Annotated in this window: 18 protein-coding genes; 6 read left to right on the forward strand and 12 right to left on the reverse strand. The window is 71.7% G+C overall.

The window, feature by feature from the left end:
- The first annotated feature begins 36 nt into the window (after positions 1-36).
- Genes ACZYRU_RS01255 through ACZYRU_RS01265 form a run of 3 tightly spaced genes read left to right on the forward strand, consistent with a single transcriptional unit; the run spans position 37 to position 2,956 of the window.
- The gene (locus ACZYRU_RS01255) at positions 37-1,068 is read left to right on the forward strand and encodes a peptidoglycan-binding protein (protein WP_488955255.1); all 1,032 of its coding nucleotides are present in this window, start codon (positions 37-39) and stop codon (positions 1,066-1,068) included.
- Positions 1,065-1,763, forward strand: a complete 699-nt coding sequence (locus ACZYRU_RS01260) for an ABC transporter ATP-binding protein (protein ID WP_488955256.1) — start codon at positions 1,065-1,067, stop codon at positions 1,761-1,763. The genes ACZYRU_RS01255 and ACZYRU_RS01260 overlap by 4 nt, the downstream gene beginning before the upstream one ends.
- Positions 1,763-2,956 carry an ABC transporter permease gene (locus ACZYRU_RS01265; RefSeq protein WP_488955257.1) on the forward strand — a complete coding sequence of 398 codons (1,194 nt, stop codon included), beginning with the start codon at positions 1,763-1,765 and terminating at the stop codon, positions 2,954-2,956. The genes ACZYRU_RS01260 and ACZYRU_RS01265 overlap by 1 nt, the downstream gene beginning before the upstream one ends.
- Before the next feature lie 259 nt (positions 2,957-3,215).
- Here the strand turns inward: ACZYRU_RS01265 and ACZYRU_RS01270 are convergent, their stop codons facing one another.
- The 12 genes from ACZYRU_RS01270 to ACZYRU_RS01325 form a co-directional block, all read right to left on the reverse strand.
- Entirely contained in the window at positions 3,216-3,887 is a 672-nt protein-coding gene (locus ACZYRU_RS01270; RefSeq protein ID WP_488955258.1) for an MBL fold metallo-hydrolase, read from the reverse strand.
- Positions 3,887-5,002, reverse strand: coding sequence for an S-(hydroxymethyl)mycothiol dehydrogenase (locus tag ACZYRU_RS01275; protein ID WP_488955259.1), 1,116 nt, complete (start codon positions 5,000-5,002; stop codon positions 3,887-3,889). Before ACZYRU_RS01275 ends, ACZYRU_RS01270 begins: the two co-directional genes overlap by 1 nt.
- Entirely contained in the window at positions 5,003-6,544 is a 1,542-nt protein-coding gene (locus ACZYRU_RS01280) for a hypothetical protein (protein WP_488955260.1), read from the reverse strand. It abuts the gene before it with no gap.
- On the reverse strand, positions 6,541-6,867 hold the full coding sequence (locus ACZYRU_RS01285; protein WP_488955261.1) for an NIPSNAP family protein: 327 nt from the start codon (positions 6,865-6,867) through the stop codon (positions 6,541-6,543). The genes ACZYRU_RS01280 and ACZYRU_RS01285 overlap by 4 nt, the downstream gene beginning before the upstream one ends.
- The gene (locus ACZYRU_RS01290; RefSeq protein WP_488955262.1) at positions 6,864-7,997 is read right to left on the reverse strand and encodes a Rieske 2Fe-2S domain-containing protein; all 1,134 of its coding nucleotides are present in this window, start codon (positions 7,995-7,997) and stop codon (positions 6,864-6,866) included. Before ACZYRU_RS01290 ends, ACZYRU_RS01285 begins: the two co-directional genes overlap by 4 nt.
- A 26-nt stretch (positions 7,998-8,023) precedes the next feature.
- Positions 8,024-8,257 carry a ferredoxin gene (locus tag ACZYRU_RS01295; protein WP_488955263.1) on the reverse strand — a complete coding sequence of 78 codons (234 nt, stop codon included), beginning with the start codon at positions 8,255-8,257 and terminating at the stop codon, positions 8,024-8,026.
- On the reverse strand, positions 8,254-9,519 hold the full coding sequence (locus ACZYRU_RS01300; RefSeq protein ID WP_488955264.1) for an NAD(P)/FAD-dependent oxidoreductase: 1,266 nt from the start codon (positions 9,517-9,519) through the stop codon (positions 8,254-8,256). The genes ACZYRU_RS01295 and ACZYRU_RS01300 overlap by 4 nt, the downstream gene beginning before the upstream one ends.
- The gene (locus tag ACZYRU_RS01305) at positions 9,516-10,559 is read right to left on the reverse strand and encodes an ABC transporter permease (protein ID WP_488955265.1); all 1,044 of its coding nucleotides are present in this window, start codon (positions 10,557-10,559) and stop codon (positions 9,516-9,518) included. The genes ACZYRU_RS01300 and ACZYRU_RS01305 overlap by 4 nt, the downstream gene beginning before the upstream one ends.
- The gene (locus ACZYRU_RS01310; RefSeq protein WP_488955266.1) at positions 10,556-12,130 is read right to left on the reverse strand and encodes a sugar ABC transporter ATP-binding protein; all 1,575 of its coding nucleotides are present in this window, start codon (positions 12,128-12,130) and stop codon (positions 10,556-10,558) included. Before ACZYRU_RS01310 ends, ACZYRU_RS01305 begins: the two co-directional genes overlap by 4 nt.
- Before the next feature lies 1 nt (position 12,131).
- Positions 12,132-13,277: a sugar ABC transporter substrate-binding protein gene (locus ACZYRU_RS01315; RefSeq protein ID WP_488955267.1), complete on the reverse strand. Its 1,146-nt coding sequence runs from the start codon at positions 13,275-13,277 to the stop codon at positions 12,132-12,134.
- 158 nt (positions 13,278-13,435) lie between these two features.
- On the reverse strand, positions 13,436-16,117 hold the full coding sequence (locus tag ACZYRU_RS01320) for a winged helix-turn-helix domain-containing protein (RefSeq protein ID WP_488955268.1): 2,682 nt from the start codon (positions 16,115-16,117) through the stop codon (positions 13,436-13,438).
- A 515-nt stretch (positions 16,118-16,632) separates the two neighbouring features.
- On the reverse strand, positions 16,633-16,896 hold the full coding sequence (locus ACZYRU_RS01325; RefSeq protein ID WP_488955269.1) for a hypothetical protein: 264 nt from the start codon (positions 16,894-16,896) through the stop codon (positions 16,633-16,635).
- 484 nt (positions 16,897-17,380) lie between these two features.
- On the opposite strand from ACZYRU_RS01325, the gene ACZYRU_RS01330 reads away from it, so the two are divergent.
- The 3 genes from ACZYRU_RS01330 to ACZYRU_RS01340 all read left to right on the forward strand — a co-directional run bounded on the left by ACZYRU_RS01330 (position 17,381) and on the right by ACZYRU_RS01340 (position 23,370).
- Positions 17,381-18,430, forward strand: a complete 1,050-nt coding sequence (locus tag ACZYRU_RS01330) for a DNA adenine methylase (protein WP_488955270.1) — start codon at positions 17,381-17,383, stop codon at positions 18,428-18,430.
- A gap of 8 nt (positions 18,431-18,438) precedes the next feature.
- Positions 18,439-19,014: a hypothetical protein gene (locus ACZYRU_RS01335; protein ID WP_488955271.1), complete on the forward strand. Its 576-nt coding sequence runs from the start codon at positions 18,439-18,441 to the stop codon at positions 19,012-19,014.
- A gap of 132 nt (positions 19,015-19,146) precedes the next feature.
- Complete coding sequence (locus ACZYRU_RS01340) at positions 19,147-23,370, forward strand: hypothetical protein (RefSeq protein WP_488955272.1); 4,224 nt, start codon at positions 19,147-19,149, stop codon at positions 23,368-23,370.
- Positions 23,371-23,389: the final 19 nt, after the last annotated feature.

The following is a 23,389-nucleotide window of genomic DNA, read 5'->3' on the forward strand; positions in this document are numbered from 1 at the left end:
TCGCCCGCGCGGGGTCGGTCGCGACGCAGGCCCATCATGATCGGCGCGGCTGCGGCCGCGCTGATCGGAATGGCTGCGGGAGTCGGGTACCTCACCTGGCCGACGGCCGCAGCCGAGAGCCGGACGGATGTGAAGGTCGACAGCGAGGACGTGGTGCGGGGCGACCTGATCGAACTGGTGCACGCGACCGGCAAGCTCCGATTCGGCGCGCCGCACGACGTGGGCACGATTCTCGACGGCACGATCACCAGTCTGCCCAGGATCGGCACCGTGGTCGGGGCCGGCGGAGAGCTGTTCCGGATCAACGACCGGCCGGTGCTGCTGTTCCGCGGCAAGCTGCCGATGTGGCGGTCCTTCGAGACCGGCATGGAGGACGGGGACGACGTACTCCAGCTCGAACGCAACCTCGAGGACCTGGGCTTCTTCGACCTCGTGCCCGACCAGGAGTTCGGGACCGGCACCGTCGCGGCGATCAAGGACTGGCAGGAGTCCCTCGGCCTTGACGAGACCGGTTCGATCGAGCTCGGGCGCATCGTCTTCTCGCCGACCGACGTGCGAGTGGCCGAGCGCAAGATCGCCGTCGGCTCGGAGGCGGGCCCGGACGTCCTCGGCGTCTCGGGCACGACCAAGGAGATCGCGGTCTCCGTGGATCCCGACCTCAGCGCCATCGCGACCCGCAGGTCGAAGGTGACCGTGGTGCTGCCGAACGGCAAGCAGGCGAAGGGCAGGATCGCCAGCGTCGGCGCGCCCGTCGAACAGGATGACCCGACGAGCGGCGAGAAGACGCTCAAGCTGCCACTGACGATCACCTTGGACCATCCTGCGGTCGCGGACGGCCTGAACGACGTCAGTGTCAGCATCGACCTCTCCCGAGTGATGAGCGAGGACGCCCTGCAGGTCCCGGTGCTCGCGCTGCTCGCCACGCCCGGTGGCGGATTCGCCGTCGAGGTCCTGGACGGCACGAAGAGCAGGACGATCGGCGTCGAGCTGGGCTTGTTCGCCGACGGGATGGTCGAGGTCACCGGAGGCGACCTCGCCGAGGGGGACAGGGTGGTGGTGGGCAGGTGAACGAGCCGATCATCGAGCTGCGCGGGGCGACCCGCGCCTACGGGAGCCCCCCGACCGTGGCGCTCGCCGAGGTCGACCTCCGCGTCGATCGCGGCGAGATGCTCGCGATCGTCGGACCCAGCGGCTCGGGCAAGTCCACGATGCTGAACCTCATGGGCACCCTCGACCGAGCGAGCGCCGGGGAGATCCGCATCGCCGGCGAGGACACCACGACGCTCACCGACGCCGAGCTCTCCGCGCTTCGGGCCTACACCATCGGGTTCGTGTTCCAGCAGTTCCATCTCGCCGATGGCGTGAGCGCGATCGACAACGTCGCCACCGGCCTGCTGTACACCGGAGTGCCGCTCGCGGAGCGGCGTCGTCGCGCGGCGGTTGCGCTCGAACGCGTCGGGCTCGGACATCGGCTTCGCCATCGCCCCCGGGAGCTGTCTGGCGGTGAGCGACAGCGTGTCGCCATTGCTCGCGCCGTTGTCGGGGAGCCGCCGCTGCTCCTCGCCGATGAACCCACCGGCAGCCTCGACACGCGCTCCGGTGCAGCGGTTGTCGAGATCCTCCACGAGCTCAACCGCGACGGGACGACCGTCGTCGTCATCACCCACGACGTCGAGCTCGCCGAACGTCTGCCTCGTCAGGTCACGATCCGCGACGGACGCATCGAACACGACCGACAGGACCCGACACGGGTGGTCGCGTGATGGCGACTATCCAGCGGCACTCACGGCTCCGCTTCGTCGACCTCCTCGGCCTCGGCAGCCACGGTCTGCGGGCGCACCCCCTGCGGGCCACTCTCTCCGCACTCGGGATCGCGGTCGGGATCGCCGCGATGATCGCGGTCATCGGAATCTCGACCTCGAGTCAGGCCCTGGTCCGCGAGAAGCTCGACTCCCTGGGCACGAACATGCTCACCGCGACGGCGGGCACCGACTTCCTCGGAGAGGACTCGAAACTGCCGCCCGACGCGGTCGGACGAGTTCGCCGCATCGACGGTATCGAGACCGCGAGCTGGATCGCGACCCTCGACAAGGTCAACGTGTATCGCAGCCCAGTCGTCGACCCCGGCGCGACCGGGGGACTCTCCGTCGCCGTCGGCGAGCACTCGCTGCTCGAGGCCACGAGCGCGAAGCTCCGCCGCGGCTCCTGGCTGAACACGGCGACCGAACGCTATCCAGCAGTCGTCCTCGGCGAGCGGGCCGCGCAGAAGCTCGGGATCCGCGATGTCGGCTCCGACGTCTGGATCGGGGGCCACCAGTTCACCGTCGTCGGGATTCTGGAGGCATCACCGCTCGCACCGGAGCTCGACCCGGCCGCGTTCGTCGGGCCGGGTATCGCGAAGGAGCTCTTCGGCTTCGACGGATCGCCGACGACGATCTACGAACGCTCGGACGACGCACGCGTCGCTGAAGTCCGCGACCTCCTCCCGGGCACCATCAACCCGGAGTCACCGAACGAGGTGAAGGTGAGCCGACCATCGGATGCGCTCGCCGCCAAGAACACCGTCGACCAGGCGTTCACCGGACTGCTCGTCGGCGTCGGCTCCATCGCACTGCTCGTCGGCGGCATCGGTGTGGCCAACACCATGGTGATCTCGGTCCTCGAGCGCCGCCGCGAGATCGGCATGCGCCGCTCGCTCGGCGCGACCCGACGGCACATCCGCTCCCAGTTCCTCGTCGAGGCGATGCTGCTCGCAGCCTACGGTGGACTCGCGGGAACCGTGCTCGGCTGGCTCATCACCGCCGTCGTCGCCCGCGGAAACGGTTGGGTCGTCGCCATCCCGCCGTTCGTCCTTGCGGCCGGCGTGACCGTCACCGTCGTCGTTGGAGCGGTGGCCGGTGCTCTCCCCGCCGTGCGGGCCGCGCGCACGTCACCAACCACCGCACTGTCCACGTAGCCGTGCCCTGGCGGCCGCACCGCATCCCGGCGGCTACGGCGGAATCAGACCCGAACTCATCCGGCCGGAGCCTGGTCGGGCGGCGGCGCAAGTGTCGCTGTCTTCCGGCCTCTCGGACGCTGGTCGCGATCTCGGTCGACTTGAGTGGATCGATTGCTGAGTTCCGGCTCCAGCTGAACAACGCCCACAGGGCCCCACCTGTCGGCGGGGCCCTGTGGGCAGTCCGGAGAGTGTGCTCGGAAGCTCGCGGACGTTGTGGCTAGGGGGTCACCTCCTCGCCGGGAAGGCGGGCGGCGCGCGCGCGGATCATCGATGCGGCGCGGTTCGCGCGCTCCAGGGCAATGCTCGTGTCCTGGCCGTGGCCGGGGTGGACGATAGTGTCGGCCGGGAGCCGGTGGAGGCGGGTCTCGATGGAGGTCTCGAGCGTGGGCCGGTCGCTGTGGGAGCGGCCGGTCGCGCCGGGACCGCCGTGGAAGAGGGTGTCGCCGGTGAAGACGCAGCCCAGGTCCGGCGCGTACAGGCACACCGCGCCGGGCGCGTGGCCCGGCGTGTGGAGCACCTGCAGCGTCGTACCGCCCACCTCGAGGGTCTGGCCGTCGGCGAGGTCGACGTCCCACAGGTACTGGGTGTGGGTGAGCTCCCACAGCGGCTTGTCGTCGGGGTGCAGCAGGATCGGTGCGACCACCTTCTCCCGCAGCGCGGGGGCGACCCGGACGTGGTCGTCGTGGGCGTGGGTGCACACGATCGCCTTCACCCGACGGTCCCCGACCAGAGCGAGGATGTCGTCGACGGAGTGGGGTGCGTCGATGACGATGCACTCCTCGTCGTTGCCGACGACCCAGATGTTGTTGTCGACGTCGAAGGTCTCGCCGTCGAGGGAGAACGTGCCGGAGGTGACGGCGTGGTCGACCCGAGCGGTCCCAGCTGCCATCAGAGGATCACGACCGAGCGCAGCACGTCACCGTGGTGCATCTTGTCGAACGCGGCCTCGATGTCGCCGATGCCGATCTCCTCGGTCACGAACGCGTCCAGGTCGAGGCGACCCTGCTGGTAGAGGTCGACCAGCATCGGGAAGTCGCGGCTGGGCAGGCAGTCGCCGTACCAGCTGGACTTGAGCGCGCCACCGCGACCGAAGACGTCGATCAGCGGGATCTCCGGGACCTTCATGTCGGGGGTCGGTACGCCGACCAGGACGACCGTGCCGGCCAGGTCGCGGGCGTAGAACGCCTGCTTCCAGGTCTCCGGACGACCGACCGCCTCGACCACGACATCGGCGCCGTCGGCACCCTCGTAGGTCTCCGCGCAGATCCGCTTGATCTCCTCGACCGGGTCCACCTGGCTCGAGTCGACGGTGTGGGTCGCGCCCATCTCACGAGCCTTGGCGAGCTTCTTCGCGTCGATGTCGACCGCGATGATCGGCGACGCGCCCGCGAGGGCGGAGCCCGCGATCGCGGCGACGCCGACACCACCGCAGCCGATGACGGCGATGGACTTGCCGCGGCCCACGGCGCCGGTGTTGATCGCCGCACCGATACCGGCCATCACGCCACAGCCGAGCAGGCCGACCGCGGCCGGGCGGGCCTTGGCGTCGACCTTGGTGCACTGACCGGCCGCGACCAGGGTCTTCTCCGCGAACGCACCGATCCCCAGCGCCGGCGAGAGCTCGGTGCCGGCGTCCGGACCATCAGCCAGCGTCATCCGCTGGGTCGCGTTGTGGGTGTTGAAGCAGTACTGCGCCTCACCCCGCTTGCACGCACGGCACTCACCACACACCGCACGCCAGTTCAGGACCACGAAGTCCCCGGGCGCGACACCGGTGACGTCCGGTCCGACGGCCTCGACGATGCCGGAGGCCTCGTGGCCCAGCAGGAACGGGAAGTCGTCATTGATCCCACCCTCGCGGTAGTGCAGGTCGGTGTGGCACACCCCGCAGGACAGCACCTTCACCACCGCCTCGCCCGGACCCGGGTCGGGGACGTTGATCGTCACGACCTCCACCGGCGCGCCCTTGGCCCTGGCGACGACGGCCTTCACTTGCTGACTCATCTACTTGTTCTCCTGTTCGGTGGACTCGAGGATCGAGGTCGCCCACAGACCGTGGACGGTGGCGTCGGGGCACGCGCCGGAGCGCCGTACGGCGGCTGTGGCATCGGCGGTCCGGCAGAGCCGGAGTGCCACCTCGGCCTCCAGCAGCCAGTACCGCGCGGAGGATTGCTGGCCCAGGCCGGCCATCCGCTCCAGGACCTGACCAGCGTCGCCGGCGCGGTCCGCGGCGAGCAGCGCGCCGATCGCCTCGACGCCGAGCTCGACCTCGCAGGGCTGGGTGCGGTGGGCGCGCAGGTAGCGGACGGCGGCGGCGTCGCGGCCGCTTCGCGTGCCGCGGGCGAGGTCGACCAGCGCCAGGTTGCGGTCGGCCCAGGCGGTGGGGCGCAGCGAGTGCGACCACGACCAGCGGGCCGCGGCCTCGACGAGGTCGCCCTGCAGGAAGGCGATCTCGCCCGAGCGCAGGTGCACCCGCCAGTCGCCGAGGGCCTCCTGGCGCCGGGCCCGTCCGAGCTGGGCCTGCCAGGGGAATCCGGCGGGCTCTCCGACGTCGCCGGGGTGCACCCGGTCGGTGGTCCCGAGTCCCTCGTCGCGCAGCAGGTGCAGCCACTGCGAGCCGGCCTCGGTGCGCTGCCGGGTCGCCACCTCCTGGTGCTCCAGGTCGGCGACCGGGGTGACCCGGCGGTCGAACGGTACGGCCGCCCCCTCGGCGTCCAGCCGTGCCAGCTCCAGCGCCAGCCAGGTGCTGCCCTGGGCGATCAGTCCGCCGCGCCAGTGCGGCACCGGGTCGTCGAGAGCCGCGATCGCGCACAGCTCCTCGTCGGCGTCGAGGACGTGATCGGCCGGCCTCGACATGCCCAGGTCCGAGGGCGTGCCGGGCGCGAGGACGAACCAGCTGACTGGACCTGAGGTCCCGGCCGGACGGAGCACTCGGTCGTCGGCCAGCAGCCGCGGCGCCGGTACGGCGGTCCCGGCGGCCAGCGGTGTCTGCCGGACCACCACGACCAGCCGGGCGGGGTTGCGCAGGAGGTGCAGGTCGACCTGGGTGAGGTGGTGCGAGGCGCGCTCGAGCTGCCACCACCGGAGCCGGTCGCCGCCGAGCCGGCTGGGCAGCCCGAGTGCGGCGGGTACCGGTTCGAGCGCCCACGGCGAGCGCGGGAACGGGCTGGTGTTGAGCTCGATCCCGCCACGCAGCCCGATCCCGCGGACGTCGTCCGCGGTCGCGACGCACCGGGAGGCTGCGGCCCAGGAGACGCCGTCCGGCCCGTGCATGCCGACGATCCGCCCCCCGTGTCCGAGGTCCACGCTGACGCGCAGGTCGGCCGAGCGCAGGTCGACCTGGTGCGGCGCGCGCTGCGCCGGCTCGGGCAGCACGCCACCGGACCAGTGGCTGTACGGGTAGGACGAGAACGGCTGCTCGCGCTGCGGGTGGTGCGGCGGCAGCGCGGTGCTCCGGTCGAGCGGCGAGAGCCGGCTCGGCGCCAGCAACGCCGCGCGCACGTCGACCGGAGCCGGGGTCGGCGCCACCTCGGGGGCGGCGGTCACGACGCGGCCACCTCCGGCGAGAACGCGGCGGGGACCAGCAGCCGCATCCGACGCTCGACGATCAGGTGGCCGAACTCGGTGGCGAAGCTCGTCCACGCCTCGTCGGCGGCCAGCGTCCGGCGGCGCCGGGCCCGGTCGTCGTGGTCGGCGAATGCCCACACCTGGACCATGGTGTCCATGTCGCCGCCGACCTCGCTGGTCCAGCATGCGACGAGCGTGCCGAGGTGGCGGCGCAGCACCGCCAGTCCCCGCGCGTCGTACGCCGCCAGGAGGGCCGGGACCTTGCCGACCTGGATCCGGTAGCTCTGCTCCTCGAGGATCATCGCGAGCCCGTGCCGGCCGCGGCCTGCTCCGGGGTGGACTCGAGCTCGACCTTCTCGAGGACCTTCCACAACGCGTCGGCGCCCTTGGCCGCGGCCGCGTCGAGCTCGCGGATCCAGCGCCGCCACAGGATCATCGCCTTGTCGGGCATGATCGACAGCTCTTCGGCGGCCTCGCCGATGCGGGCCGGCTGGTGGCTGGAGACGACGGGGAGGTCCTCGCCCAGGACCATGTCCTGGAGCTGGAGGTGCACCTCGTCGGCGGAGCCGTCGACGGTGTGGCAGGTGAACCAGTAGCTGCGGCTGGTCACCTCGTCGATCGGGGTGGCGTGCATGAAGATCTGGGTCGAGAAGGTGTCGGACCAGCGGAACTTCAAGGTGATCGTGAACGGCATCTCGATGACGTACTCGGCGGGCGGCAGCATCCGGGAGTTCTCATCGGTGGGCGGCCCGTAGGTGTCGGTGCCCGGGTTGTGGGCCAGGAAGGTCTCGGTCTTCCAGAACAGTCGGCGGTCGTGCTGATCCATCGGGAACACCGGGAAGACCGTGTTCGGCGGCGCGCCCAGCGTGCCCTGGTGGGTGAAGGGGAAGTGGGTGACGTCCATGAAGTTCTCCATGCGACGACCCGACGAGCACGGCCAGGTGTAGGGCTCGCCCATGATGCAGTGCATCGCCTCGTCCGACCAGCCCTCGAACTCGGGCAGCACCGTGTCGGCCGAGCTGTCGAGCCGCACCCAGACCAGGTCGTAGCGGACCTCGCAGTCGTACTTCGTCAGCGCCGCGCGGGCGGGCTTGGTCTGGTCAGCGGGCAGCGAGGGGATCTCGGTGCAGGAGCCGGCCGCGTCGAAGCACCAGCCGTGGTAGCGGCACCGCAGGCCGTCGTCCTCGGCCCAGCCGAGCGTGAGCGCGACGCCGCGGTGGGGGCAGCGGTCCTCGAAGGCGATGACCTGGCCGGCGATCTCGGCGATGCCGATGTGCTCGCCGAGCAGCGTCGTGCGCAGCGGTCCGCGGCCGCCGGGCTTGGCCTCGCGCAGCTCGTGCAGGGTGGCGACCGGGTGCCAGAACAGACGCCAGGTCTCCGCGCTGGTGTTGAGGTCGTAGCCGGCCTCGGGCCGGGAGGTGGAAACGGACACGGTGATCTCCTTCGGGTGGTGCTCGGTCAGGCGAACAGGTCGATCTCGGCGCCCGAACGGGCCACCGCGATGCAGAGGGTGGGGCAGTTGCGGGCGGCACGGACCACGTCGTCGAGGGCGGCGCGGCCCGCGTCCGGGCGGACGACGGCGTAGCCCGCGGCGTCGACGGCGAAGGCCTCCGGGGCGATCGCCGCGCACATGCCGGAGGCGCAGCACTCGGTGATGTCGATGGTGATCTGGACGGTGGGTGACTCGGTCATCGGTCTGCTCCTGCCGGGAGGGGTACGTCGAGGGGTGGGAGGTGTTGCATGGCGGTTCGCCACGAGTCGTCGGTGCGGGCGCGCTTGCGCAGGGCCGCGAACTCGCGCGGGGCGTTGACGCCGACCGCGCCGGTGAGCACGTCGCCGGAGCGGAAACCCGCCAGGAAGGCGCTTCTCGAGGGGTCGCGCGCCAGGACGACGGCCTCGCCCGCGGTGGCGCCGAAGCCCTGGATCCGGCTGCCGTACTCGTCGGACCAGAAGTAGAGGTCGTGGTCGAAGGGACCGGCCTCCTCGCGCCCGCGCACGAGCACCCGGCCGACGTGCCGGCCCTGGTCGCTCGCGGTGGTCCACTGCTGCGAGCGGGCGCGCCGGCCCAGCCGAACGCTGGGCCACGAGACCGCGTCGCCGGCGCCGTAGACGCCGTCCGCGCCGGCCGCGAGGTGGTCGTCGCAGGCGAGCCCGTCGTCGAGCGCGAGGCCGCTGTCCTGCAGCCACTCGACGTCGGGAACCACGCCCACACCGACCAGCACGAGGTCGACCTCGAGCACCGAGCCGTCGTCGAGGGTGAGCCCCTCGACCCGGTCGCGGCCGACGAAGCCGGTGACTGCCTTGCCGCACACCAGGTGCACACCGGCGTTGGCGTGCAGCTGGGCGAGCTCGGCGCCGACGACGGCACCGACGGCCCGGACCAGCGGGGTCGGCGCGGTCTCCACGACGGTGACCTCGACACCGAGGGAAGCGGCAGACGAGGCGACTTCGGCGCCAACGAATCCGGCGCCGACGATGGCGAGCCGGCTGGCCCGGGCCAGGTCCTGGCGGAGCCGGGCGGCGTCCTCACGGGTGCGCAGCACGTGCACGCCGTCGGCGGGGGACACGAAGGGGAGGCGACGCGGGCGCGAGCCGGTGGCGACCACGAGTGCCCGGTAGGGCAGGGCGTCGCTGTCCGCCAGCAGCAGCCGGCGTCGCGCGACGTCCACCCCGGTGGCGGTGACGCCGAGGATGGTGTCGACGCCGAGCTCGTCGGAGAAGTACGACGCCGGGTGGTAGCCCGTCGCGTCGAGCGCCAGGTCGCCGGTCAGCACCTGCTTGGACAGCGGTGGGCGGTCGTAGGGGAGCCACGGCTCTGCCCCGAGCAGGGTGACCGGGCCGGAGTACCCCTCCTGGCGGACCGTCTGCACGACCCGCAACCCGGCCACCCCGCCCCCGACGACGACCAGCCCCAGGTCGCCCGGCTCGGAGGCCCGCAGCTCGCCGCCGCTCATCCCAGCTCCTGCGGACGCCGGCCGCGCAGCAGCTGGGAGAGCGAGACCGCGATGACGAGCGCGCCGCCGTAGAAGAGGTCTTGCACGAACGGGTCGGCGCCCATCATCTGCAGGCCGGTGATGCCCACGATCAGGAAGTACGCCGCGATCACAGTGCCGAGCGGGTTGAACTGACCGGGCTGGACGCAGGTGCCGCCGAGGAAGGCCGCGGCGAAGGCGGGCAGCAGGAAGGCGACACCGCCGCGCGGGTCTGCAGAGCCGGTGGTGCCGGCGTAGAGGACACCCGCGGCCGCGGCGATCGTGCCCGACCAGACCAGCGCGCCCCAGCGGGTCGCGGAGACCCTGATGCCGGAGAGCCGGGCCACCTCGCGCTGCGCGCCGACGTAGAGCCAACGGCGTCCGAGCAAGGTCCGCTCGAAGACGAACCACAGGACGAGGCACAGCCCGAGGGCGTAGTAGAACTCGATCGGTACGCCGAGGGGGCGGGTGAGCACCACCAGGTCGAGCAGCTTGGGGTCGATGCCGGCCACGATGCGGTTGTCGCTGAGCCAGCTGACGACGCCGAGCAGGAAGGTGCCGAGGCCGAGCGTGACGATGAACGAGTTGATCCCGAACACGATCACGAAGAAGCCGTTGATCGCGCCGACCAGCGCTCCGGCCAGCAGGGCCGCGGCGATCGCGGCCCACAACGGCCAGCCGTGCATGCCGTTGAGGACCGCGACGAGCATCGTCGACAGGGTCAGCGTGCCGCCGACGGAGAGGTCGAAGTCGCCGCAGCGCAGGGGGATGATGAGCGCCAGCGAGAGCACGACGAGCACCGCCTGCGAGCCGAGGATGGCGGCGGCGTTGTCGGTGGTGGCGAACGACTGCGGGCGCAGGATCGAGAACACCGCGACGAGCAGGAGCAGGCCGGCGGGGAGCGCGAGCCGCTCGGCCGTCGTACCCCAGCGGAAGCGGTCGGTGCCGGCCGCCGGGGCGGTACGCCGGGGCGTGCTCGCCGCGGGGGCGAGCTCGGCCGGCGCGGGGGTGTCGGTGGTCATGAGGCCTCCTTCTCGTCGGGCTTCTCGTCGGAGCCGGAGCTCGTCGCGAGGAGACAGGCCCGGGTGATGTTCTTCTTGGTGACCTCGGCGTCGTCCAGCGAGCGCGTGACGCGACCGCCGGAGAACACCAGGACGCGGTGGCAGAGCGCGGCGAGCTGGTCGGGATCGCCACTGCTCAGCAGGACGGCGGCGCCGTCGCGGGCGGCGGCGCGCACGAGGTCCTCGATCTGCCGGCGGGCGCCGACGTCGACGCCCTGGGTGGGCTCCTCGAGCAGGAGCAGCCGGGGCGCGACGCCGAGCCACTTGGCCATGAGCACCTTCTGGGCGTTGCCGCCGCTGAGCTGCTCGACGGGCCGCCCGGGCTCGGCGGGGCGGACGGCGTAGCGTCGCACGGCCGTGTCCGCGGCACCGCGCAGGCCGCGACGCGAGAGCCCGAGGGGCCCGCGGTGGCGGCGCAGTGTGGTGGCCGCGAGGTTGTCGGTGATCGAGAGCGAGCGGAAGACGCCGTGCCGGTTGCGGTCGGCCGGGACCAGGGCGATCCCGGCGCGCATGGCCCGGAGCGGTGCGTGCCGGCGCAGGTCCACGGGGACGCCGCCGACACGCACGCGGCCGGTGGCCGGGGCGACGCCGAACAGGGCGCCGAGCACGTCGTCGCAGCCCGAGCCGATCAGCCCGGTGACACCGACGATCTCGCCGGCCCGCACGGTGAACGACACGCCGTCCAGCACGTCGGTGGAGAGCTCGTCGACCTCGGCCGCGACCTCGGCGGTGCAGGCGTCGGGCCGCGGGGGAGCGCCGGCGGGCGCCGTACCGACGATCGCCTCGACCAGCACCTCGTGGGTCTTCCCCTCGGTGGGGTGCTCGGCCACGGTGACCTGTCCGTCGCGCAGCACGGTCACCCGGTCGCAGAGCGTGAGCACCTCCTCGAGGAAGTGCGAGACGAAGAGGACCGCACTGCCACGGGCGGCGACCCGCTCGACCAGCCCGTAGAGGACGCGCTTGTCCTCCTCGGGGAGGAAGGCGGTGGGCTCGTCGAGCACCAGCAGGGTGGGCACCTCGTGGTCGTCGCCGGGACGACGGCAGACGGCGCGCACGATCGCGAGGTTCGCCTTCTCGACCGCGCTCAGGCCCGCCACCGGCCGGCGTACGTCGACGCTGAGGCCGAACTCGGCCAGCGCCGCCCGCGCGTCGCGGCACTGCGCCCCGAAGGACACCTGGCGGCGGCTGCCGCGGGCGACGTCGTCGAGCCACAGGTTCTCGGCCACACTGAGCCGCTCGACCAGGCCGAGCGTCTGGTGCACGAACCGGATCGCGTGGTCGCGCAGGACGCTCGCCGGGACGGGCGTCGGCACTTCGTGGCCGCGGACCCGGACCGTGCCGGCGTCCGGCCGCTCGAAGCCGGCGAGCACCTTGATCAGTGTCGACTTGCCCGAGCCGTTGTGCCCGAGCAGACCGTGCACCTCGCCGGCGCGGAGAGTGAGTCCGACCTCGTTGAGTGCCTGCGTGGTGCCGAACCGCTTGCTGAGCCCGGCGACAGCGACGGCGGGAGCCGCCTCGGCTGCGTCGGCCACGTCAGCTCAGTCCCCACAGGGTGCGGAAGCCGTCCTTGTACTCCGCGCCGTAGCCGCGCGAGTCGGTCGCGGGCTCGCCTGCCTGGTCGAGGTTGTCGTGCGTCCAGATGTAGAGGGGCCAACTGGCCTTCGGGTTCGTCGGCAGGCCGCCGACGGTGCGCATCGCCTGGTCGAGGGTGACGTGGGCCATCCAGTCGTTGCTCTGGCCGACGTTCATCTCGATGATGTCGGAGTCGCGCATCAGGTCGAGGATCGACGGCGTGCCGTTGTAGGTGGCGATCTTGACCTTGTCCTGGCGCCCCGACTGGGTGATCGCCTGCACCGCCCAGATCGACATGGTGTCGAAGACCGGCAGTACGTAGTCGATCTCGGGATCCGCGACAAGGGCCGACTGTACCTGCGGGAGGATCTTGGTCGCCCAGTCCGCCGACGGGATGTCGATGAACTTCGCCTCGCAGCCGGGGCAGACGGCCTTCAGCTCGTCCTTCATCGCCGACTCGGAGGCCGCGCTGGCCTTGACGTCGCTCGACGTCAGCACGAGCAGCTTGCCGGCGCCCTTGGTCTTGAGGGTGGCCCAGTCGACCATCACCCGCGCGGCCTCGGAGCACGGGCAGCTGACCGTTCCGGCCAGCCCCTTGTCGGGGCTCTGGGTCAGGTCGTAGCCGTCGGTGGAGAGCACCGGTACGCCGGCGTCGTCGGCCCGCGCCATCGCCGGCCCGATCTGGGCGGGGTCGATACCGGCGAACAGCTCGACCAGGTCCGCCCTCTCGGAGAGCGCCTTCTGCACGCCCTGGTCCCACTCGGTCGGGCTGCCCTGGTTGGGCCACGTCGTGTAGGTGAAGCCGACCTCGCCGGCGATCCGCTCGGCGGCGTCGGCGTAGAACTGGGTGAAGTCGATGGCAGAGTTGACCGGGATGCCGGCGATCGTCTTGCCGGACATCACCTTGCGGGCGTCGAACGGGTCGCCGGGTGCCTCGAAGGCCGGCGGCTCGGCGTACTTGTCGACCCGGGCCTGGGCCGCGGTGAGGTCGGCCTCCGCGGCCGAACCGGTGGTGCTGCCTCCCTCGGAACAGGCGGTCAGGCCGGCCGCGACGAGCGTGAGCGCCGCCGCGGCGAGCACGGGACGGACGGAGCGGGACTGGGACATGTGACGCTTCCTCTCTGGGGCCGAGACCGTGGAGAAAGCGTCGTCGCGCAGCGGGGTGACCCACATCACCCCGAGCGCGCGTCCTTGGGGGCGAGGGGCCGACTGCTCGCATGCGCGCGATCACCCCGTCGGGGTGAGGCGAGGGGACGGGCGGTCGGCTACAGCAGGCCGAGCGCCTCGGCCTTGGCGATCGCCTCCCGGCGGCCGTGCACGCCGAGCTTGCGGTAGAGGCTGCGCAGGTGGGCCTTGACGGTGTTGACCGAGACGAAGAGCTCGGCGGCGACCTCGGGCAGCGTGGCCATCGAGTCGAGCCGGATCAGGATCTCGTGCTCGCGCGCGGTCAGCGGCTCCTCGAGACCGCCGTCGGGACGGACCTGCTGGGCGGTCGAGACGTGGGCCGCGATCCGGGAGCGGACCAGCCGGACGAAGTCGAGGTGGGTGCGGTCGCGCCGCTCCAGCAGTTCCAGCATCCGGTCGATCCGGGCGCCGAACTGCAGCAGCGGCTGGACCATCCGCTCGCTGGCGGCCATCTCGACCGCCTCGGCGAACACCGGGAGGCCCGCGCGGACGCCGTTCTGCTGGGTCTCGACGATCGCGAGCAGCACCTGGGCCTGGATCCGCTGGTCGAGGAAGCCGCGGCCGTCGGCGACCGCGGCGCGCAGCACCTCGAGCGCGGCGTCGGGCCGGCTGTCGGAGAGCAGCAGCTCGGCGCGGCTGATCCGCAGGTGGACGCCCTCGGTCTCCGGATCGGTGAGAGCGAGGGCGCGACGGGCCGGGCCGAGCTGGCCCAGAGCGAGGTTGAGCCGGACCAGCTCGGCCTCGACGTAGTCGCTGAACACCCAACGCGCCCGCAGCCCCGCGATCTCCCGTTCGACCTGGAGCATCTGGGCCAGCGCGTGGCGCTTGCGGCCGCGTTGGGCCAGCACCAGCCCGCGGACCAGCTGGATCGCGGCCCGCACAGGTGTGTCGTCGAGGCGGACGGCGTCGTCGCCGAGGTCGAGGAACTGGTCAGCCGCATCGGGCTCGTCGCGCAGGTAGTGGATCCATCCGAGGGCGTGCCACAGCTCGGCGGCCGCGGCGGACTGCTCCCAGCCGCGGCGCCCGGCGAGCTCGCGGGTCTCGTCGGCGACGGCGAGGGCGTCGTCGAGCCGGTCCTGGGCGGTCAGGACGCCCACCAGCTGGCTCAGGCAGCCGAGCTCGACGTACGCGTGTCGCCCCGCGCGGGCCGCCTCGTGGGCCTGGCGCAGGTGCTCCTCGGCGGCGAAGCCGTCGCCGCGCCAGTACTCGGTCGCGCCGAGCTCGTAGAGGGCGAGCGCGGCGAGGTCGCCGAACGACTCCGACGCGGTCGACACCCCGGGGCCGGCCCGCAGCATGTCGGTGGCCGCCGCCTGCACGGTGGGCAGGTCGCCGCAGGCCCGGCCCTGCTCCAGCGCCAGCACCTGGCCGGCCAGGCTCGGCGTCGCGGGCGGTAGGGAGACCAGGTGGCTACCCGGCTCGCCGAGCGCGAGCCCGACCACGGTGCGGACCAGTCGCAGCTCGCCGTCCGCGACATCGGGTGGGCCGGTGAGTACCCGGTCGACCATGTCGCGCAGTGTGACGAGCTGCCCGCCGACGTACAGCGAGAACCAGGCGGAGCGGACCAGGTCGCGGGCGAGGCCGGCCGAGGTGCCCTGCTGGGCGTGCTCGAAGGCTTCCAGCCAGAGCCGGTGCTCGGCGAACCAGCCGGCCGCGCGGTCGTGCAGGGCGCGCCACCGGCCCTGGTCGGCCTGCTGGAGCTGGCGGCGCAGCATGCCGGCGAACATCGCGTGATAGCGGTACCACTCCTCGTCCGACGACTGGCGGACCGTGAAGATGTTGTGGTCGGCCAGCCAGCGCAGCGTTGCGGCACCGTCGTTGTCTCCGGTGAGGGCGTCGGCCAATGGCCCGCTCAAGCGGTCGCACACGCAGGTCGTGAGCACGAACGCGCGGGCCTGCTCGGGCAGGTTGGCCAGCACCTCGCCGAGCAGGAACTCGTCGGCCTCGGCGCTCCCCGACGTCAGCAGGTACGGCGAGTCGTGCCCGGTCAGCGCGTCCGCGCCCGCAAGCGCCGCCAGACGCAGCCCCGCCGACCAACCCTCGGTGCGATCGACCAGCTGGGCCACAAGATCGTCGGTGGGGTGCAGCCCGGTGCCCTGGAACATCGAGCGCGCCTCGACTGCGGTGAACGCGAGCTCCTCGCCGGGGATCGTCGAGAGCCGCCCCTCCAATCGGAGGCGGGCGCGAGGAAGTGCTGGGAGGAAGACGCCGGTCAGGACCACACGTACGGCGGAGGGAACGTGGAGCAGGAAGTAGGAAAGCGCCGCGACCGTCGGGCTGTCGTCGATCTCGTGAACGTCGTCCAGAACCACGACGACCTCGTGCTCGAGATCGCTGAGAGCATCGACGACGAGGGCGGGAAGCACCGACAGCAGGTGAGTCCGGCCTGGCACCGGCTCCAACGTCGCCAACGCCGAGTCCTCGCCGAGACCTGGGATTGACCGGAACGCGAAGAGAAGCGCCGTCCAGAACCGGTAGGGATCGCTGTCGTGGGCGTCGAGGTTGAGCCAAGCCACCGGCCGCGGGGAGTGACGCGCCCAGGACGCCAGCAGCTGCGTCTTCCCGGACCCGGTCGGCGCCGTCAACGCGGTGACCGGTCGGAGGGTCGCGGCATCCAGGAGGTCCCAGAGTCGTGCTCGCTCGACCGCCGCGTGATGGAGATCGGGTATGGAGGTCTTCGCCTTCAGGAGCGACCGCGGAAGAGTCAGCTCCGGGGCGCTGGCAGGGTCTCGGCGGTCTCGTGAACCTGCGTTCGCGCCAAGCATGGGATCCTCACCTCGGCCAGCTGCCAAGGCAAGAAGTCTAGTCGACGGGTTGAGTTGACGACTGCGACACCTTGCTGAACCGCGCTGGACGAATTCGGATACTCCTGCCCTGGGTTCCGCGGGTCGAGATTCCTGGACCTGATGGTGCGGTTGCGGCGTCAGCCAGCAGAGCAGGCTGTGACGGCCGTGTGTGTGGCGCCAGATCCCGAGGAAGTCGATGCGGCCGTGCAGCGGCGCAGGAGGACCATGACGTCGTCCAGGGTGCGCACCGTTCCCAGGTCGACAGGAGTGCCTCGATGGGCCGCGACCCACCAGACCTCGACACGACCTTCAGCACGCGGGAACAACGTGAGCTCACCGCTCAGGTGTCTGGTCCGCACCGAGACACTGGGCTCGGCGGGGCCGGCCGTGCCCAGCTGGTCGATCCTCACGACCACGACCTGTGCGCAGGCCATGTTCCGGGCCAGCCGGAAGAGCTCGACCTGATCGCGTCTCGCCGCCACGGACTCTCACCCTCAGGCTCGGGCCGTCGATGCGCGGTCTGCCGCCTCCAGGCGCAGAGCGTCCGAGAGCAAGGCGCGGGCGACGGCGCGGTGGGTGAGCACCGAGGTCGGGCAGGGTAGCCAGTAGGCCGCGTTGGCAGCTTCGGCCGCTGCCTGGTCGTCCTCGTGCTTCGCGAGCAGCCGCAGCTCGCGGCACAGGGCGGCGACAGGGTCAACGTCCCGTGGAGCGTGCCCCCGAGGGGCGGGCGTAGCGCCAGGGATCGAGTTCTTGGTCATCGTGACTCCTCTCGGTCGCACGTACCTGAATCGGAACAGCACCAGCGTGCGGGCCGAGACCTCTTCGGCACATCGCACGATCAGCACGGCATCTGTTCACGAGAGGGATCCCCTCGTGGCGACTTCCTCACCCCAATCGGGTGAGGAGCCCCGCGAGAGGTGCCGGTCCGACCAGCCTCGGGATCTCACGTCCCCGGAGTTCGTGGCGTCTGACGCCCGCTCGCCGCTGGTTCACGATCGGCCCGCAGCAACTCCGCTTCGGCTCCGCTTCGGCTCAGGTGCCGCCGGCGAGGACAGCTTTCGTCTGCGGTCGACCTTTCACACTTGCGCCCACCGCGTGTCAAAGCCGGTTCCTAACGTTCTGGCTGCCCGGGTACGGCGACGATCATCCCCCCGAGACTCGCCGTACCCGTGCCCGCCGCGCGGTGTGGGGCCGCGCGGCCCGGGTCCCGCGGTGCGCCGCTGGGCGAAGTAGCCTCGGTCCGTGCTCAAGTACCTGGGTTCCAAGCGGACCCTGGTCCCCGTGCTCGGCGACATTGCCGAGGCGGTGGGGGCGCGGACGGCAGTCGACCTGTTCACGGGTACGACGCGGGTCGCGCAGGAGTTCAAGCGGCGGGGGCTGGTCGTGACGGCGACCGACCTGGCGACGTACAGCCAGGTGCTCAGCGACTGCTTCATCGCGACCGACGCGCGTGACGTCGACGAGCAGGAGCTCGACAACGAGCTGAAGCGGCTGGCGGCGCTGCCGGGCGAGGCGGGGTACTTCACGGAGACGTTCTGCGTGCAGTCGCGGTTCTTCCAGCCCAGGAACGGCGCGCGGGTGGACGCGATCCGCAACGTGCTGGAGAGCGATCACCGGGGCTCGCCGCTCTACCCCATCCTGCTGACAGCCCTGCTGCTCGCGGCCGACCGGGTCGACTCGACGACGGGCGTGCAGATGGCCTACCTCAAGCAGTGGGCGCCTCGGTCCCACAACGAGCTGGTGCTGCGCCGACCCGAGCTCCTCCCCGGCACTGGTACGACGATCGGCGGGGACGCGATGCGGACGGTCGACGAGCTGCCGGCGGTCGACCTGATGTACCTGGACCCGCCGTACAACCAGCACCGCTACTTCACGAACTACCACATCTGGGAGACCCTCGTCCGCTGGGACGCACCCGAGCACTACGGGGTCGCGTGCAAGCGGATCGACAGCAGGGACGCGGGGACCAGGAGCGTCTTCAACGCGCAGCGCGAGATGCCCGCCGCGTTCGCGGACCTCGTCCGACGCGCCCGGGCCGAGGTGGTCGTCGTGTCCTACAACGACGAGTCGTGGATCACCGCCGAGCAGATGGTGGACTCCCTGCGCGATGCCGGGCACGAGGACGTGCGGATGCTCGCCTTCGACAGCAAGCGGTACGTCGGCGCGCAGATCGGCATCCACAGCCCCTCGGGGAAGAAGGTCGGGACCGTGTCGCGGCTGCGCAACGTGGAGTACGTCTTCGTCGCCGGACCGACGGCGAAGGTCGAGGCCGCCATGGCCGCCCAGCAATAATGCGCCCCATGCTCTCGATCCGCCGGTCCGCCGCCCTCGTCGCGGCCACCCTCCTCCTGCTCACCACCGGCTGCTCCTCCGACGGTGACGGCACGGACGGCAGCAGCGGCAACGACAGCGCGGCGACGAAGCCGAGCACCCCGCCGCAGACCGCGCCGGCTCCCACCATCGACGCCGACGTGGCCACCAGCCCGCAGGGCCGGGCGATCGACGCGTGGGCGGCGGCGTACGCGCAGGCGATCAACCAGGGCGACCACGCCTTCGCGGGCGTGGCCGATGCGCCGGCGGTCCGGGAGTGGATGGAGCGCCACGCCGCGCCCGAGTGGGGTCGCTACCTCCCCGGCCCGCTGCCGGTCGCGCCGCTGGGGGTCCGCCCGGCCGGCGACACGGAGCGTGAGGTCGAGGCCTGCGTGATGGTGTCCGGGTGGTCGCAGGAGTCGAGGTCGGTACGTCGTACCCGCTCCCGCGACGTCGTCGGGATGACCTTCCGGGTGACGCAGGCGACCGGCGGCTGGCAGGTCGAGCGGATCACCAGCGCCGAGGTCGACTGCCGGGGCGTCGTACCGCCGACCCGGACCTGGTAGCGCTCAGAGTTCGGAGACGGTTCCGCACAATTCTGCGGAACGCCGGACACGCGTGGCCGCCGCTGGTTAGCCTCCGGCGAGCAGCCGCACGTCTCCGGGACGCGCGGCGCCACGACTATGGGGAGTCGATTGATGCGCACGCACGTCCGCGGACCGGTGGTCCGCCTGCTCACCGCGGTGCTGACCACCGCGCTGGCGCTCGTCGGGCTGGTCGCGCTGACCACCGCCACGGCGCCGGTCGCGAACGCCGCGGCGGCAGGCATCAGCGGCACCGTCACCGCGGCCGACACGGGCACGCCGCTGGCCGGCATGACCGTCATCGCGTTCTGCAACGAGGACGGCGACTGGTACTGGTGCCAGAAGACGACGAGTGCGGCGGGCGGCGCCTACGCCTTCGACTCGCTTCCCCCGTCGACCGGCGGCGCCTACCACGTGGGCGCCTACAGCGACGACAACCGGTACGCCGCCGCCTTCTTCGGCGGCACCGACGAGGTCAACGCGGCCGACCTCGTCCCCCCGGTCGGCGACGTCGACCTCGTGATGGCCCCGAACGCCGCGGTCAAGGGTCGCGTCGGCACCGGCCTGCTGAACAGCGCCGTGCCGGATGTCGACGTCTGCCTCTACCAGCAGGTCACCTACGACGGCGACAGTTGGTGGGACTGCGCCGGCTGGGCGACGACCGAGAGCAACGGCACCTACACGGCGTACGCCGCGCCCGGCACCTACCGGGTCGGCTTCTCGGTCGGTGACAACCACCTGCGCGAGGTCTACTACCCCAACGCGTCGACCGTCGACACCGGCACCAACGTGGTACTGGCGTCCGCGGGACGCACCGGCATCAACGCCAAGATGGTCCCCAACGCCAAGGTGACCGGCAAGGTCACCGCCGAGAACGCCACCGCGATCGCGGGCGCGCAGGTCACGGCGTACCAGCAGTTCCAGTACGACGGCACCTCGGATTGGGAGCCGACCCGCGGCACCAGCGCTGACGACAACGGCAACTACGAGCTCTACCTGGCTCCCGGCACCTACCGGATCCAGTTCGACAACGCCTGCCCCGTCGACGGCCCGTGCAGCACGAAGTACCAGGCCGAGTTCTGGAACAACAAGCAGACCGTCGAGACCGCCAACGACGTGACGGTGCCCAACAGCGGCGCGGTCACCGGCATCAGCGGCGCCCTCGCGCGCAACGCGAAGATCCCCGGCACCGTCACCGCCGAGGCTGGCGGCGCGCCGATCGCCGGCGCCCAGGTCGCGGCGCTGCAGCAGGTCACCGAGGTCTTCGAGGGCGAGACCTACACCTACTGGGAGCAGGTCGCCTGGGCGAGCGCAGACAACGCTGGCGCCTACGAGCTCTGGGTGCCGACGGGGACCTACCGGATCTCCTTCGACGAGGGCTGCGAGGAGGAGGACTGCGAGGACCTGTACCAGGCCGAGTACTGGAACAACGTGGCCACCATCGAGACCGCCACGGATGTCGCGGTGACCGCTCCTGCGTCGTACTCGGCCAAGAACGCCGCCCTGGCCCGCAACGGCCAGATCACCGGCACCGTCACCGCCGAGGCCGGCGGCGCCCCGCTCGCCGACATCCAGGTCGTCGCCCTCGACGAGGAGACCTACGAGTACGACGGTGACACGTACACCGACTGGAGCCCGGTCGGTTTCGCGACGACCGACGCGAACGGCGACTACACGCTGAACGCGCCTCCCGGCACGCACCGGGTCGGCTTCTCCGAGCCCTGCTGGGGCGCGAACTGCCGGTACCTGGACGAGTTCTACGACGACGCGGCCACGCCCGAGCAGGGTGTCGGTGTCACGATCGCCGGCCCGGCCACCGTCACACCCGACATCGATGCCGCGCTCGCCGAGGGGTCGAAGATCTCCGGCACGCTGACCGACAACGCCCAGGCTCCCGTCGAGGACGCCTTCGTCACGGTCTACGCCCAGGACGGCGGCGCCTGGACCGAGGTGGACTGGACCTCGTCCGACGAGCACGGCCGCTACGCCGCCCTCGTCCCCGACGGCAGCTACCGGATCGGCTTCACCTCGTGGGACGGCTCGTTCACCGACGAGTTCTACGACGACAGCCACACCCTGGCCGACGCCGACACGGTCGTCGTCGCGGGGGCCGACAAGCCGCACGTCGACGCGACGCTCGGCCTTTCCCTCCTCAACGACGCGGCCCCGTCGATCCCGGACGCCGACCCGAAGGTGGGCGAGACCGTCACGGCCGACCCCGGCACCTGGTCGGCGACGCCGGACGCGTTCAGCTACCGCTGGTTCCAGGACGGCACGCTCATCGCGGACGCCACCGGCAAGGACCTGGTGGTCCCCGCCGGTGCGCTCGGCAAGGCGCTGACCGTCGAGGTCACTGCGACCAAGGCCGGGTACGCCACCGGCGTCGCGACCTCCAGCGCGTCGCCCGCGGTCGCCCAGGGCGTGCTCGCCAGCACGGCCAAGCCCACCGTCTCGGGTGCGGCCACCGTTGGCAGCACGGTCACGGCCCTCGAGGGCACGTGGTCGGCCACCCCGGACGCCTACACCTACGAGTGGTTCCAGTCCGGTACGCCGACCGCGATCGGCACCGGGAAGGAGCTCGTGGTCCCCGCGGGTGCGCTCGGCAAGACGCTGACCGTCAAGGTGACCGCCACCAAGGCCGGCCACAGCAGCGCCACCGCCACCTCGGACCCGACCGCTGCGGTCGCCGCGGGCGGGCTGTCGAACACGGCCAAGCCGGTGATCTCCGGCGACGCCAAGGTCGGCAGCACGCTCACGGCGAGCGACGGCACCTGGTCCGCAGGTCCGGCGACCTACACCTACCGGTGGATCCAGGAGGGCACGGCGACCCCGATCGGCACGGCCCAGAGCCTGGTCGTCCCGGCGAGCGCGCTCGGCAAGAAGCTGAGTGTCGAGGTCACGGCCACGGTGCCCGGATACGGTCCCAGCTCGGCTGTGTCCGACCCGACGGTCGCGGTCGCAACCGGCACCTTCACCAATGACACCAAGCCGACGATCAACGGCTCGGTGAAGGTCGGTGGCACCGTCCAGGCGGTGGAGGGCAGCTGGACCCCGGCGGCGGGCTCGTACCTCTACCAGTGGTTCCAGGACGGCGCGCCCATCGCGAATGCCACCGCCAAGACCCTGGTCGTCCCGGCCTCGGCGCTGGACAAGGTGCTGACGGTCGAGGTCACCGCCCGCAAGCTCGGCTACCAGAACAAGGGAGCCACCTCGGACCCGACGGCCACCGTGGCGCTCGGCGACCTGGCCAGCACCGGCGCCCCGACGATCACCGGCACCGTCCAGGTCGGCAAGCAGGTCTCGGCCGGCAACGGCACCTGGTCGGCGACGCCGGACAGCTACACCTACCGCTGGTTCCAGGTCGGTACGGCGACCCCGATCGGCACCGGGAAGGACCTCGTCGTCCCGGCGGGCGCTGCCGGCAAGACGCTCACCGTCGAGGTCACGGCCAAGGCAGCGGCGTACCACGACGGGGTCGCCACCTCGGCGCCCTCCGCCGCCGTCGCCCTCGGCGACCTGGTGAACACCACTGTGCCGTCGGTGAGCGGAACGACCCAGGTCGGGAAGACGCTCACGGCGAACCCGGGCACCTGGACGCCGGCTCCGGCGGCGGACGGCTTCGCCTACCAGTGGTTCGAGAGCGGTACGCCGATCCCGGACGCCACCGGCAAGGAGCTCGTCGTCCCGGCGAGCGCCGAGGGCAAGACGCTCACGGTCGAGGTCACCGCCACCGTGGCGGGCTATGCGCCGAGCTCGGCGGAGTCCGTGGGCACGGGCGCCGTCGTACCGCCGACCGCGGTGACGGCGACGACCAAGCCGGGCATCGCCGGCACGGCGCAGGTCGGGCAGACGCTGACCGCGCAGGACGGCACGTGGTCCACGACGCCGGACAGCTTCACCTACCGGTGGTTCCAGGTCGGTTCGAAGACCCCGATCGGCACGGGCAGGACGTTCGTGGTCCCGCCGGGTGTCGTCGGCTGGTCGCTGGTGGTCGAGGTGACCCCGGTCAAGGCAGGCTTCGCCGGCGTCCCGGCGTTGTCCGCGCTGACCGCGCCGGTCGCCCTCGGCAAGCTGCAGGTGACCGGGAAGCCGACGCTGAGCGGCACGGCCAAGGTCGGCAAGAAGCTCAAGGTCGTCCTGCCGACGGCCGCGCCGGCCGGTGCCACGGCGAAGATCCAGTGGCTCCTCGGGAAGCAGCCGATCCCCGGCGCGACCAAGAAGGGGCTCAAGCTCAACACCAAGCTGTACCGCGGCACGAAGGTCCGTGCCGTCGTGGTCTGGACGCTGCCCGGCTACGCGCCGGTCACGCTGAAGACCGCGAAGGTGACGATCAAGTAGTCGTACGACGACGAGGCCC

It is taken from the genome of Nocardioides sp. F233, from assembly GCF_057813895.1.

What these genes read in the sequence shown, in the direction of transcription:
- ACZYRU_RS01255 (WP_488955255.1), top strand. Translation starts at nt 37, where the DNA reads ATGATCGGCGCGGCTGCGGCCGCGCTGATCGGAATGGCTGCGGGAGTC.
- ACZYRU_RS01265 (WP_488955257.1), top strand. Translation starts at nt 1,763, where the DNA reads ATGGCGACTATCCAGCGGCACTCACGGCTCCGCTTCGTCGACCTCCTC.
- ACZYRU_RS01270 (WP_488955258.1), bottom strand. Translation starts at nt 3,887, where the DNA reads ATGGCAGCTGGGACCGCTCGGGTCGACCACGCCGTCACCTCCGGCACG.
- ACZYRU_RS01275 (WP_488955259.1), bottom strand. Translation starts at nt 5,002, where the DNA reads ATGAGTCAGCAAGTGAAGGCCGTCGTCGCCAGGGCCAAGGGCGCGCCG.
- ACZYRU_RS01285 (WP_488955261.1), bottom strand. Translation starts at nt 6,867, where the DNA reads ATGATCCTCGAGGAGCAGAGCTACCGGATCCAGGTCGGCAAGGTCCCG.
- ACZYRU_RS01295 (WP_488955263.1), bottom strand. Translation starts at nt 8,257, where the DNA reads ATGACCGAGTCACCCACCGTCCAGATCACCATCGACATCACCGAGTGC.
- ACZYRU_RS01300 (WP_488955264.1), bottom strand. Translation starts at nt 9,519, where the DNA reads ATGAGCGGCGGCGAGCTGCGGGCCTCCGAGCCGGGCGACCTGGGGCTG.
- ACZYRU_RS01305 (WP_488955265.1), bottom strand. Translation starts at nt 10,559, where the DNA reads ATGACCACCGACACCCCCGCGCCGGCCGAGCTCGCCCCCGCGGCGAGC.
- ACZYRU_RS01315 (WP_488955267.1), bottom strand. Translation starts at nt 13,277, where the DNA reads ATGTCCCAGTCCCGCTCCGTCCGTCCCGTGCTCGCCGCGGCGGCGCTC.
- ACZYRU_RS01320 (WP_488955268.1), bottom strand. Translation starts at nt 16,117, where the DNA reads ATGCTTGGCGCGAACGCAGGTTCACGAGACCGCCGAGACCCTGCCAGC.
- ACZYRU_RS01325 (WP_488955269.1), bottom strand. Translation starts at nt 16,896, where the DNA reads ATGACCAAGAACTCGATCCCTGGCGCTACGCCCGCCCCTCGGGGGCAC.
- ACZYRU_RS01335 (WP_488955271.1), top strand. Translation starts at nt 18,439, where the DNA reads ATGCTCTCGATCCGCCGGTCCGCCGCCCTCGTCGCGGCCACCCTCCTC.
- ACZYRU_RS01340 (WP_488955272.1), top strand. Translation starts at nt 19,147, where the DNA reads ATGCGCACGCACGTCCGCGGACCGGTGGTCCGCCTGCTCACCGCGGTG.